The organism is uncultured Megasphaera sp. (genome assembly GCF_900539295.1).
Classification (GTDB): domain Bacteria; phylum Bacillota; class Negativicutes; order Veillonellales; family Megasphaeraceae; genus Megasphaera.
Window position 1 is genome coordinate 55483 of record NZ_UQBH01000007.1, and the last position, 12936, is coordinate 68418.

A 12936-nucleotide genomic window follows, 5' to 3' on the forward strand; every position below is an offset into this window, starting at 1 on the left:
TCTATTAGTTGACTTAATCAACCATTCGCCTACAGTATAACAAACTGACGCATCAAAAGCAAGAAAAAAAAGAGGATGCCCGGGAGGCAATCCTCTTTACAATCTATTATTTTCCTAATTTTTCAGCGATGGCTGCTAATTTAGAGCCGATGACGGGCAGGTTGGCTAAGTCTTTTACGGCCACGGCCCGGAAAGCAAAGATACCGATGAGATAGACGACGGCAGCGGCGGTCATGGCGATGATCGTCGCCAAACCGTTGCCAATCAGGTTGAGCAGGCTGTGATGGATGATCCAGGCCGTACCGGCCATGGCAGCTCCCGCAAGGAACAAGCGGCCGATATAACCCCACTGGACGCCGTAGCCGACGAAGCGGCGGGCAAAATAGAGGTTCAAGGCCGTAGCCACCGCCAAATCGGCGTTGGTCGCCCAAGCGGCCCCGACTTCACCGAGCCAGGGCAAGGCCGTCAGGTGCCAGCTCAAGAAAATCTTGACTACCGCAGCGGCAGCCATATTATAGAGCGGCACCGCTGTCCGTCCCATGCCCTGCAGAAGACCGCTGGTAATCTGCTGAAGGCCGACGAGGAAGACGGAAATAGACAGGACGCCGATAGCAGGCCCGGCAGCCGGCGTAGCATACAACAGTCGTGAAATGGGCAGGGCCAAGACGGCCAGGCCCAGGCAGGCCGGAACGGTAATGACGTTGGCAATCCGCATGGCCGTATGAGTCCGCTTCAAGACGACATTCCGCTTCCCCTGGGAAAAGGCCGCTGAAACGGCGGGCACCAAACTGGTGGCCAGGGAAATGGTCAAGATGGCCGGCAGCTGGACCAGGCCGTTGGCCATGCCCGTCAGGTAGCCGTAGAGGGCTGTTGCCTCATGGGTGCTGTAGCCGGCTGCTTCCAGCCGCAGGGGCACGATAAAGAGGTCGATGCTGGCCACGGCCGGCAGGAGCATATTAGCGGCTGCCACGGGAACGGCTAAGACGACGAGGCGACGGATGATATGCCCCGTCGACTGCATGACGAAGACGCCGTCGTCATCGGGCAGGGGATTTCGCCGGTGTCGGTAATACAAGAAGGCTATGAGTATCAGCCCCGCTGCCGCACCGGGAACGGCGCCGAAGGAAGCGCCGGCAGCGGCCCATTCCAGCCCTTTAGGCAGAAATACCCAGGCCAGGACAAGCATCGTGCAGACCCGGACGAATTGATCGGCCATCTGGGACAGAGCCGTCGGCGTCATGAGCTGCAGGCCTTGGAAGTAACCGCGGAAGCAGCAGACGATGACCGACAGACTGAGGGCCGGCGCCAAAACGGCCAAGGCCGGCAGGGCCCGGCTGTCGCGGACGATGCCAAGCTCGATCATGGCCTTTGCCCCAAAGGGCAGGGCTATGCCGCAGACGACGGCGACGACGGTCATAAAAGCCAGGGTCACGTGGAAGATGCGGCGAACGCCGCTGTAATGACCTCTGGCCGCTTGTTCGGCAATCATGATCGACACGGCGATGGGAATGCCGGCGCCGATGATGCTGAGGAGCAGGATGTAGACCGGATAGGCCATCTGATAGAGGCCGATCCCTTCCCCGCCCAAAAGGCGCGATAAGAAGATGCGGTTCAATCCGCCTAAGATCTTGACGACGATGCCGGCCACGGTGAGGACCATGGCGCCTCGTAAAAAGTTAGTCACGAGAATCCTCCTTTCGGAGGGCAGAAAAGGCCGTCAGCAAGGTCTGGATAAAATCGAGGATATCCGAGATTCCTGCCAGGGACACGCGGACCATGACCGGAATGCCGGGGACGAGGCGGAAGCGGCTGCGCAGGGATTTTTCGAGTTTCGTCAAATCAGGTATATCCGAAACGCGGCGCCATTTGATTTCGAGAACTTCCTTCTTCTGAGCGATGAGGACCATCCCCTGAGACTTGGCTTCGAGACGGGTCGCCGTCACTTGCAGGAGTTTTTCAACATACGGGCTGGGACGGCCGTAGCGGTCTTCCAGTTCGCGACGCAGCTCGTCGAGCTCTTCTTTCGACGAGACGACGGCCAGGCGCTGGTACATGTCGATTTTCTGGCCGCCGTTTTGGATATATTCGTTGTCGATAAAGGCGTCGACGTGGATTTCCATGACCGTTTCCGGCGGCGGCGGTTCCACCTCTTTGCCGGACTGGGCCTTAGCAATGGCCTCTTCCAGCATGTGGCAGTACATGGCAAAGCCGACGCTGGCAATGTTGCCGTGCTGCTCCCTGCCGAGGAGGTTGCCGGCACCGCGGATTTCCAGATCGCGCATGGCAATCTTAAAGCCTGAGCCGAGTTCGGTAAATTCCTTGATGGCCTGAAGGCGCTTTTCGGCGACTTCGGACAAGATCTTATCGCGGCGGTACAGGAAATACGCATAGGCCATGCGGTGGCTTCGGCCGACGCGGCCCCGCATCTGATAGAGCTGGGACAGGCCGAAGTGATCGGCGTCGTAAATGATAATCGTATTAGCATTGGCTACGTCGAGGCCGTTTTCGACCAGACTCGAACAGAGGAGGACGTCATACTTTCCTTCATAAAAGTCGAACATCATCGACTCGAGGAGGCTCCCGGCCATCTGGCCGTGGGCGATGCCGATGGTCACGTCAGGCAAAAGGGCCTGCAGTTCGTCTTTCATGCGCTCGATGGACGCCACGCGGTTATAGACGAAGAAGACTTGACCGCCCCGCCGCTTTTCGCGCATAACGGCGTCGCTGACGATGCGGGCGTCGTATTCGGCAACGTAGGTCTGGACCGGGAAACGGTCCGTCGGCGGCGATTCGATGACCGACATTTCCCGCAGGTTGACCAGGGACATGTGAAGGGTCCGGGGAATCGGCGTGGCACTGAGGGACAAGACGTCGATGTTGGCCGCCCAGGCCTTCCATTTTTCTTTTTGAGCAACGCCGAAGCGCTGTTCTTCGTCGACGACGAGGAGTCCCAGGGACTTGAACTTAACGTTTTTATTGAGCAGGCTGTGGGTCCCGATGAGGACGTCGATGTCGCCGGTCAAGGTCCGAGCCAGGATGGATTTCTTTTCTTTATACGAGCGGAAGCGGTTGAGGACTTCGACGTGGACACCGAAGGGACCGAACCGTTCCATGAAGGTCTGGAAGTGCTGCTGAGACAAGACCGTCGTCGGCACTAAGACGGCGACCTGCTTGCCGGCCGTAACAGCCTTAAAAATGGCCCGCATGGCCACTTCTGTCTTACCGAAGCCGACGTCGCCGCAGACTAAGCGGTCCATGGGCGTCGGTTTTTCCATGCTGCCCTTGATTTCATTGACGGCCTTTAATTGATCTTCCGTTTCTTCATAGGGAAAGGCTTCTTCAAATTCTTTCTGGAAAGGCGTATCCGGCGGGAAGGCATAACCCGGGACGACTTCCCGTTTCGCATAGAGGGCGACGAGTTTTTCGGCCAAATCGGTAATCGACTTCTGGGCCTTAGAGCGTATCTTCTGCCAGTCCGAGCCGCCCATCTTCTGCAGTTTCGGCGTATCGCCTTCGTTGCCGATATAGCGTTGAAGCAGGGATAACTGGTCCGTCGGCACGTAGAGGATGTCTTTCCCGGCATAGTGAATTTCCAGGTAATCTTTGTGGACGCCGTCCATTTCAATGGTCTTGATGCCCATGTAGCGGCCGATGCCGTGGACTTCATGGACGACGTAGTCGCCGGATTTCAGGCTGGTAAAGACGCTGATTTCCTGCCCCTTGGCAACGCGATGGCGCAGGCGCCGTTTCTGAGTGCCGAAGACGTCTCGTTCGGCGACGGCGACGACCTTGGCATAAGGCAGTTCAAAGCCGTCGTGGATTTCCCCTTCGACGATATACATGCCGCCGGCGGCGCTTTTTTCGTCGTCATAGTCTTGTATCGAAAGGTCGTGCTGCTTCATCCAGGCTTTGAGGGAAGCAATTCGTTCCTTGCTGTTGATGACGAAGACGATAGTATTGCCCAAGCTGCGCCAGTGGCCCACTTCTTCTTCGAGGAGGTTGAACTGCTTTTGGAAGCTGGCCATCATCTTGGCGGCAAAGCTGAAGGACTCGTCGATGAGCATATCCGGCACGGATTGAGCCATGAGGGACAAGACGATCTGCGGGACGTTCCGTTCCGGCGAGACCATGTTTTTCCACGACGCCAGAACGCCTTTGTAATCGTCCGATTCTTTGAGGATCTTTTTAAGGCCTTCGCGAATCCGGTTCGGTTCATCCCAAATGATTGTCCCGTCTTCGACGTAATCGAGGAGGGTGTAGGATTCATCATCAGCCGTCGTCAACGACACCGGCAGGATTCGAGCCCGTTCGGCATCGTTCAGGGATTTTTGGCTGTCCACGTCGAAGGCGCGGATGCTTTCCAGTTCGTCGCCAAAAAAAGCCAGCCGCAGAGGCTGCGGTTCATTGACGGCGAAGACGTCGACGATGTCGCCGCGAACGGAAAAATGGCCGCGGCGTTCGACCATGTCGACCCGTTCATAGCCGGCGTCAACGAGGTGCTGCAGTAAGTCATCGCGGTCGTATTCTCCTTGGATTTCGACGTCAATGGCCGCATCGTCGATGCGCTGCGGAGCCATGACGTACTGTGCCGCTTCTTCCGGCGCAGCCAAGACGAGAACCGGATCACCCTGGCGCAGACGGCCCAGGGCTTCCATCTGACGAGCCATCCGATCGAGGCTCTTGGCCGTCGTCGTAAAGACGGCCTTGTCGACGACGGGAAAGTCGAGGATCTTTACGCCGGGCACCAAAAAGGCCAGGTCCGCCTGCCAAGCCGCGGCTTGTTCCCGCGACGGGACGACGAGGACGACCTGACGAGCCCCTTCATGCAGCACTTTAGCGACCAGAGCGCTCTTAACAGAGCCGCTGAGGCCGTAGATGCTGTGACAGCCGGGCTTTGAAAAGGCAGCGCCGGCGGAGCGGATATTTTCATCTTGATTCATCCATTGAAAGAATTGCTTCATGCTTTTTTTACCTCATGACAAAGGGGGCTTTAGTTGCCCAAAGCCCTCAATAGTTATCATCTACTTGCGTGTTTTTTATTATATCATAGTTCATTCGTCCCGACTAGGCACATTATTGTCCCGCCGTTCCCTGCATGATGAAGGCTTCCCGTTCCTTACGACTCATCTTGAGAAGGCTCTTTCCTTTCAGGGTGTCTTCGTAAGACGGAGCGGCTTCACCCATGGTTTCCATCCGCTTTTCGACATCGCGGCGGATCTGAGGCAGCATGTCGTAGAGGTGCTGGCCCGGGCAGTCCGTGCTGTTGACGTCGCGGTGGCCGACGATGGTCGAAGGTCCCGGCGTAATGTCATAGGTTTTGCACAGCCAGGCGACGAGGCCTTCCAGAGCATGAATCTGAGCCGGCGTGGGGATTTCTTTATCAAAGTTCCCCGTGACGTTGATGCCGACCGTATGGTAATTCTGCCCTTCAGCGTGGGCTCCGACCGTCGCTAAAGGACGGCCCCGTTCGATAGTCCCGTCTTTGCGGATGACGTAATGGTAGCCGATGCCGGCCCAGCCGTTAGCTAAGTGGGCCCGGTGAATCGCCGCTGCCGACGTGTCGCCGTCAGGGATGCCAACGTGATGGATGACGATCATATCCGTCTTAGGGCGCAGCAATAAGGGTTCATTGAAGCGGAAATTCGTTTCCCGAATGGCCATGGGTTCGGCCGGCGCTGCATCTGTTGCCGGATGATAAGTCTGCAGGACGCCGCGGGCACCGGCAGGCTTCGCATCCCGCGGGACGCTGCTCACAGCGACGGGCTGAGGCCCTTCTGAAGCAGTCCTCGAGGTATCGGCGTCTCTTCCCTTTTCGGCCGACGCCTTTTTATCAGCCCCCTTTTTCTTTTCACTCGTCTTACCTTTTTCAGCGGCCTTCTTCGCCGCTGCAGACTGACCGGAGTCGGACACGGTTCCGATGGTATAGGCCGCTTCCGTATCCGACGGCGAGGCTCCCAGTGAAAGGCTTGAAAAACCAAAAGCCAGCCACAGCGCAACGGCCAGGGCTGACAGGGTCTTGCTCGTTTTCATATTTAGTACACTTCCCCATGATGATGTTGAATCTGTGAGGTCAAGTTTTCCCACAACGCCTGCGGTTCCGGATGACCGTAGGTGCCCAGAGCAATATGAGGCTTGGCCCGGCCGTGATAGTCGCTGCCGATAGTCGCCATCAGGCCGTGTTCATCGGCAATCCGGCGATAAAAAGCACTCGTAGCTTCATCGTGATAGCTGCAGTAAGCTTCAATGCCGTCGAGGCCGAGGGCGATGAGGGTTTCCGTCAAAGGCCGGTTCTGCTTCATATTGGCACCGGGATGGGCCAATACGGCGACGCCGCCTTGGTCGTGAACAATCTGAACGGCTTTCGAAAAATCCATGAAGGTCATGGGTATAAAGGCCGGTCCCCCCTGGCCGCAGATATCCCAGCCGAAGTTGACATACGGCGCATCGCTGCGGCTGCCTCCCGGCCGGTATGGCGTAAGAGCCGCACAGTCTGCATTGCGCGGATCGGCAAGGGCAACGCGGGCAATGTGCACCGAGGCAATGACTCCGCCGGTACAGAGCTTCCAAATGGCGTCGCGGTCAAGGACGATGCCCAGTGCTTCGACGGCGTCCAATATCTTATCGGACACGTCTTTTCGCTGGCCGTAGACATCCTTTTCAATATCCTCAAATACGGCGGCATCGGGATGGATGCCATAGCCTAAGAGGTGAAAGTTCTTTCCTTCATGCTGGCAGCTGATTTCAATGCCAGGTATAAGCCGCAGTCCCAGACGAGCTGCTTCTTCCCGCGCTTCGGGAATGGCCCGGGTGGAATCGTGGTCAGTGACGGCGACGGCCTGTACCTTGGCGTCAGCGCACTGGCGCATCAAGTCGGTCGGTTCAAATTGACCGTCCATGCTGTATTTTGTATGCATGTGCAAATCAAGCCATGTTTCCATACTCTACACTCCCTCTCTCATTAAGATACCGCCCTTATTATACTACGCATCCCGGCACCTTGCCAGTAAGAAGTAAGTAAGATATGGCTTTATCCGCGAGTCAGCTTATAGATGAGGGCGTTGCAGATAGCAGCGGCAATGGTGCTGCCCCCTTTGCGGCCCTTGGCGACGATATAGGGAACGCCGGCTTCCATGATGACGTCTTTAGCGTATTCGACGTTGACGAAGCCGACGGGAACGCCGATGACCAGGGCCGGCGAAATACGCCCCCCATCGATGAGTTCTTTCAGGCGTAAAAGGGCTGTCGGCGCATTGCCGACGGCGATAATCAGCGGACCTTTGAGCTCTGCAGCCTTATCCATCGAGGCCTGAGCCCGCGTCGTACCGTGCTTAGCAGCAGCGGCAGCCACATCGGCATCGGCCATGAAGCAGACTTTCCGGCAGCCTAATTTCGTAAGGCCGGGCTGACTGATGCCCATGCAGGCCATATTGGTATCGGTCACGATGGTACATCCCGACTGCAAGGCTTCCAAGGCCTTACAGACGGCACCTTCACTAAATCGCAGGTTGCGGACGTAGTCGAAATCGGCACTGGTGTGGACGACGCGCTTGATAATATCCTTTTCATCGGGCGGCAGCCGGATAGGCCCTAATTCGGACTCAATGATTTCCATACTGCGGCGTTCGATGTCGGCCGGTAAAATATGTTCGATTTTCATACATATCAATCCTTTCTGGAAAGGGCCCTGTTTCGGCAGGCATTGGTGAAGTTAGCCGCCCAGTCCTCATTCCCGAGAAAATGGAGGTGGAGATAACTGGCCGCCAGGGTCTCCGTGGCAATGCCTGCCGGCCAACGGCGTTTACTGCCTGCTTTATGAGCCGTAAAGGCATCCCCTTCAAAGGTACTCTTTGAATAATGAAATTCATGGGCCGGTATGGTACTTCCGGCCTTACAGAGGAGGTTATCCTTTTCTGCCTCCAAGGTGACATAGCCGAAGTGCTGGAGGGACGTCGTCAGGAAGGTTTCACCGGACACGGTGCCGACCCAGGCGTATCGCGTCCCGTCGTTCCCCCGAAAATACTGGTGGAGGTACATGAAGCCGCCGCACTCGGCAAAGCAGGGCAGGCCGTCGGCCAGGGCTTGTCCGATGCTGCGGCGCATGGCGTCATTGGCTTCGAGTTCCTTGGCGTAGAGTTCAGGATAACCGCCGCCTAAATAGAGGCCGTCACAGAGCGGCAGAACGTCATCATGAAGGGGGCTGAAACAGATCAGCTCGGCTCCGCATCGGCGCAGGACGTCGAGACTGTCTTCATAATAAAAGCAAAAGGCCTCATCATAGGCAACGGCAATGCGGGTTTTCTCCCCGGCTGTCTCTTTCTCGTCAAGGCTCCCCTTTTCTGAAAGGGGCGGTGCCGCCTTTGCCAATTCCAAGAGACCGTCTAAATCTATATTTTCTTCTGCCGCCTCGGAAAGGCGGGCCATAATGTCTTCCAATTCCTTTATTTCTCCGGCCGTTACCAAGCCCAGATGGCGGCTGGAAAAGGCACAGTCCGGAAGGTCTGGAAAGGAACCTAAGGCCTTAAGGCCCGACGCCGCTTCCCAAGCCTTCTTAAAATGAGCGTACACCATGGGTTTGACGCGGTTTACGATAAAGCCGGCAACATGGCTGTCGGCATAAAAATCGGCCAAGCCCTTTAAGACAGCCCCTAAGGAGAGCCCTGCCCCACGGCCGTCGACGACGAGGACCACCGGCGTATCGGTCGCAGCGGCGACGTCATAGGCACTGGCTTCGTGTCCCCTTCCGACGCCGTCGTAATAGCCCATGGCCCCTTCGATGACCAGAAGGTCCGATTCTCCCCCATGACGGCAAAGGAGCTGCCGAGCCGCTTGGGCCCCTTTCTCGCCGCGGCCGAAGAGGAAGAGGTCGAGGTTGTACGACGGCGTATGGAGGACGCGGCGGTGGAACATGGGGTCGATATAATCTGGACCGGACTTAAAGGCCGTCAGGGAAAGCCCCCTTTTCTTCAAAGCTTCCAGCAGGGCGCAGACGACGGTCGTCTTGCCGCTGCCGCTTCGAGGAGCCGCCACGAGAATCCTGGGAACATTCGGCATACAGGTCAACCTCCTTTACAGGCCTTGTCATCGCATCTCGTCCTTACGGACAATGGTAACGATATAAATAGGATTTTGGGCCATCATGAGATGACTGGCACCGACCTTTTGGCTCCGGGCCGTACTGACCTGGGTGATGTCCAGTTCATAGTCCCGGCGCGATCCGTAATAGGCCGTAAGAGCCGCTAACGTTTCAATGGTAATGGCCGTGACGACGATGGCACAGGCTTCATTTTTGCCGTACAATTCGTCGAGGATGGCCGACAGCCTTCCCTTGGTCCCACCGATAAAAGCGTAATCAGGCGGCGTCTCGATATCTTTCAGGCGTTCACCGGCATCGCCGGCGACGACAGTGACATTGGACAGGTCAAAGTGGGCAATATTTTGCTTCAAGACCCGCAGGGCATCGTCGTTTATTTCAAAGGCATAGACCCTTCCAAAGGGCGCCTGCAAAGAGAGTTCCACCGTACAGGACCCGGTGCCGGCACCGATATCGTAGACGACGGCATCGGCAGCCGGTGCCAGTTTCGACAAAGCCACGCTGCGGATTTCCTGTTTGGTCATGGGTGCCTTGCCCCGCAAAAAAGCCTCGTCGGGCAGGCCGTGAACGGGGCGCTGCCACAGACGGGCGTCGTCGTTTTCAATCATCATGACAGCTAAGGCGTCGTCCCCTCTTTCCGTAAAGTCAGCAGCCGTACCGCGAAGGATGACTTCGTCGTCATAAGACAGATTGCAGCCGATGGCAACCCGCACGGCTCCGAGACCGGCGTCACAGAGGCTGCGGCACAGGGATGCCGGCGATTCGCTGCCGCCGGTGAGGACGAAGACCTTGGCATGCTGGCGAACGGCGGGAATGAGCGGTTCCTTTCGGCCGTGGCGGCTGACGATGAAGACGTCGTTCCAAGACGTTTCCAAGGCGGCGGCAAAATAGACCAGGCTGCTGATGCCGGCCAGGCGGGTCACGGTGCAGCCGGGAATGTCCTTTAATAAGGCAGCCAGACTGAAAAAACCGACATCCCCCGATACTAAGACGGCCATGGGACCGTCGGACTCGGTCCGGGAGGAAGCTAAACGGCAGATTTCATCGCGCCGATAGGTCCGGACCAATTCTTTCCCCGAACCCTCAAAGGGTTCCAGCATCCGCTTGTCGCCGACGAGGAGGGTCGATGCTTCGATAGCCCGTTTCGCTTCTACAGTCAGTAAGGCCGGATTGCCCGGCCCGGTGCCGATAACATAGATATGCATATACAGTCCTTTCCCTGACGAAATAATCTCCCTGTCAGCGTTCGATGATGATGACCGTCGCCCCCGTTCGTTCGGCCCCCTTCAGTTTCTCTTGGAAACCGCCGGTATGGCCCGAATTTTTGGTCACGACGTAGCGAGCCTTGGTTTCTTTGAACATGGCCTCATTGAGGTCCGTCGAAAAGGGCCCCTGCATGCAGATAAGTCGTGCCGGCGGATAGCCCAGATCCAAGGCTCGTTCGAGGGAGGCCTTGACCGGTAAAATACGGGCGTAGACCCGATTTTCATAATCCGGAATCTTGGCAAAGGCGTCGAGGTTCTTACTGCCTGTCGTCAAAAATACGGACCCTTCCGTATGGCTCAGGACTTCGACGGCTTCGTCGACGGTGCGGACAGCGATGGTGCGGCCATCCGTCCGATACGTTCCGGCCCGCCGGTTGATGCGGCGATAAGGGACGCCGACCTTTTGACAGGCAGCCTTGATGTTGTCGGTAACGACCGTCGCATAAGGGTGAGTCGCATCGATGGCAAGGCTGATTTTCTTGTCCCGAAGGAAGGCTTCCATAGCCTCCTCATCCATGCGCCCTTCCAGGACAGTCACATAGGGGCTGACGGGCAGCAGGGACGCTCCGTATGCCGTGGCCACCGAGACGTAGGCCCTTACCCGAAAACGGGCAGCGTAGCCGGCCAATTTCCGACCTTCTGTCGTTCCGCCGGCAATCCACACCGGGCCGATCATAACCGATAGCCTCGGGGCGTAACCAACTTGCCGTTCAGGACCTTAGTCTGGCTATTGCCGATAAAGACCGTGCAGAACATGTCGAGGTGCTGGCTTCGCAATTCGCCTAAGGTGAGAATCTTGACGTCTTGACCGTCGCGGCCGATGTTGCGGACGATGCCGGCCGGCGTATGGGCCGACTGATGGCGCAGGATGATATCGCAGGCCTTTTCGAGGTAGTCAGACCGCTTCTTGCTGGCCGGATTATAGAGGCAGATGACGAAGTCGCCGGCAGCGGCGCAGTCGAGGCGGTTTTCAATCTTATCCCACGGTGTCAAAAGGTCGCTCAGGGAAATGAGGCAGACGTCGGCAATGAGGGGTGCTCCCAAAAGAGCCGCTCCGGCACTGGCGGCGGTGACGCCGGGAATGACTTCGATATCGACGTCCGGCTTATCGGCAGCCACCTCGTGCATGATGCCGGCCATGCCGTAAATGCCGGCGTCGCCGCTGGACACGATAGCCACCTTCTGGCCCTCAAGGGCCCGTTCTAAAACCAGGCGGCAGCGAGCCACTTCCTGGGTCATGCCGGTGACGACGAATTCCTTGTCAGGGAAATAGTCCCGAATCAAATCGATATATGTATGGTAGCCGACGATGCAGTCACAGCTTTCAAGGACAGCTTGGGCTTCCAAGGTCATGCCCTGCTGGGAGCCGGGACCGATGCCGACGACGTAAATATGTGGTTTCATACAATCACATCCTTATTCAAAAATAGGCCTCAGCGGCCTTCAGTAAAGCAAAGCACATAGGGCTCCGCGGCCACGGCGACGGTAATGCCCTGACGGCCCTTTTTGGAAACGACGAGTCTTCCACCGTGACTTGCCTTGACGGCAGCCCTTTCGCAGACGTTATCCGTCCCGACGGTCTGTCGGACAAAGTCCGATGCCGTAAAATCGCCGGGCACGGCGTTGAGTTCACCGGCCGTAAAGAAATGAATCGGCCAGGACCGCTCTTTAGCAAAGGTCAAGAGCCCCTGTTCGTCGTGCTTGACGTCGATGGTATTGACGTCAGCCACGGCATCGAGCGACAGATTGGCTTCAGCCAGGACCTCCCGGACCCACCGGGCAATAGCCTCGGCGTCGGTCCCGCGGCGGCAGCCGATGCCGACGTGGAGGATAGCCGGTCTTGCCATGACGGAAGTTTGAAAAAGGGACAGTTTCTCCTTAGTCGTCACAATCAACCCCGTTTCACAATCCGTCGTCACGACCAAGCCCGGCGGCAAGGGACCTTCGATGGGAAAGTCGCTGTACAGACCGGCTTTCCCGTCTAAGAGAAGGCCGGCTGCAAAGGCCTTGGCCTCCGTCAGAGAAGACAGGCGCAGGCCGGCCTTGGCGGCCCATTCATCGACGGCAAACAAGGCGTTGACGTCGGTCGCCGTCGTAATGACGGCCTGTCCTCCTATGGCCTTGGCCAATTGACGGGCCCATTCATTGGCCCTGCCGATATGGCCGGACAGGATGGGAATGACGAACTGCCCTTTTTCGTCGATGACGATAACCGCCGGGTCTTCGTCCTTCTTACGGATAAAAGGGGCAATAGAGCGAACGGCGATGGCCGCTGCCCCGACGAAAAGGAGGAGCCGCGCCGATTGAAAAGCCCGGGCCGTTTCTTCCCTCAGGGACGGGTCAAAGGAGACGGCCGGCGGGACGGCAAACTTCGCGAGCGTCGCTTGGCGGACCTGCCAGCTATTTTGCTGAAGAAAGGCTGCTGCCCTGCTGCCAAGGGCCGTTCCGGCTTTGGTAAAGGAAAAAATAACTGCTTTCACGACCTGTCTCCTCTCCGAAAAAGTGCATTATCATGCTTTTTTCTGATGCAGCCCTGTCCGATGGATGGGACAAAAGCCTGCTTTCAATGGGAAAAGCTCT

At 57.4% G+C, this 12936-nt stretch carries 10 protein-coding genes; all 10 read right to left on the bottom strand.

The annotated features are described in order from the left end of the window. Positions 1-106: 106 nt before the first annotated feature. The 10 genes from QZQ46_RS03620 to QZQ46_RS03665 all read right to left on the bottom strand — a co-directional run bounded on the left by QZQ46_RS03620 (position 107) and on the right by QZQ46_RS03665 (position 12836). Positions 107-1690, bottom strand: a complete 1584-nt coding sequence (locus QZQ46_RS03620) for a polysaccharide biosynthesis protein (protein ID WP_296826978.1) — start codon at positions 1688-1690, stop codon at positions 107-109. Then, a complete protein-coding gene (gene mfd, locus QZQ46_RS03625; RefSeq protein WP_296826898.1) occupies positions 1677-4961 on the bottom strand; it encodes a transcription-repair coupling factor in 3285 nt (1094 codons plus the stop codon). Before mfd ends, QZQ46_RS03620 begins: the two co-directional genes overlap by 14 nt. Positions 4962-5073: 112 nt before the next feature. Then, the gene (locus QZQ46_RS03630; RefSeq protein WP_296826900.1) at positions 5074-6030 is read right to left on the bottom strand and encodes a peptidoglycan recognition family protein; all 957 of its coding nucleotides are present in this window, start codon (positions 6028-6030) and stop codon (positions 5074-5076) included. Between the two features lie 2 nt (positions 6031-6032). Next, positions 6033-6938 (bottom strand): PHP domain-containing protein, encoded by a 906-nt coding sequence (locus QZQ46_RS03635; RefSeq protein WP_296826902.1) that lies wholly within the window; start codon positions 6936-6938, stop codon positions 6033-6035. 89 nt (positions 6939-7027) lie between these two features. Then, positions 7028-7657: a precorrin-8X methylmutase gene (locus tag QZQ46_RS03640; RefSeq protein ID WP_296826904.1), complete on the bottom strand. Its 630-nt coding sequence runs from the start codon at positions 7655-7657 to the stop codon at positions 7028-7030. 5 nt (positions 7658-7662) lie between these two features. Continuing rightward, complete coding sequence (locus QZQ46_RS03645) at positions 7663-9051, bottom strand: cobyrinate a,c-diamide synthase (protein WP_296826906.1); 1389 nt, start codon at positions 9049-9051, stop codon at positions 7663-7665. A 27-nt stretch (positions 9052-9078) separates the two neighbouring features. Further along, the gene (gene cbiE / locus QZQ46_RS03650) at positions 9079-10296 is read right to left on the bottom strand and encodes a precorrin-6y C5,15-methyltransferase (decarboxylating) subunit CbiE (protein WP_296826908.1); all 1218 of its coding nucleotides are present in this window, start codon (positions 10294-10296) and stop codon (positions 9079-9081) included. Positions 10297-10330: 34 nt separating this feature from the next. Beyond that, a complete protein-coding gene (cobK, locus tag QZQ46_RS03655; RefSeq protein ID WP_296826910.1) occupies positions 10331-11032 on the bottom strand; it encodes a precorrin-6A reductase in 702 nt (233 codons plus the stop codon). Then, positions 11029-11760, bottom strand: a complete 732-nt coding sequence (gene cobJ, locus QZQ46_RS03660) for a precorrin-3B C(17)-methyltransferase (RefSeq protein WP_296826912.1) — start codon at positions 11758-11760, stop codon at positions 11029-11031. The genes cobK and cobJ overlap by 4 nt, the downstream gene beginning before the upstream one ends. A gap of 29 nt (positions 11761-11789) precedes the next feature. Further along, positions 11790-12836 (bottom strand): cobalt-precorrin 5A hydrolase, encoded by a 1047-nt coding sequence (locus tag QZQ46_RS03665; protein ID WP_296826914.1) that lies wholly within the window; start codon positions 12834-12836, stop codon positions 11790-11792. Between the last annotated feature and the right edge of the window lie 100 nt (positions 12837-12936).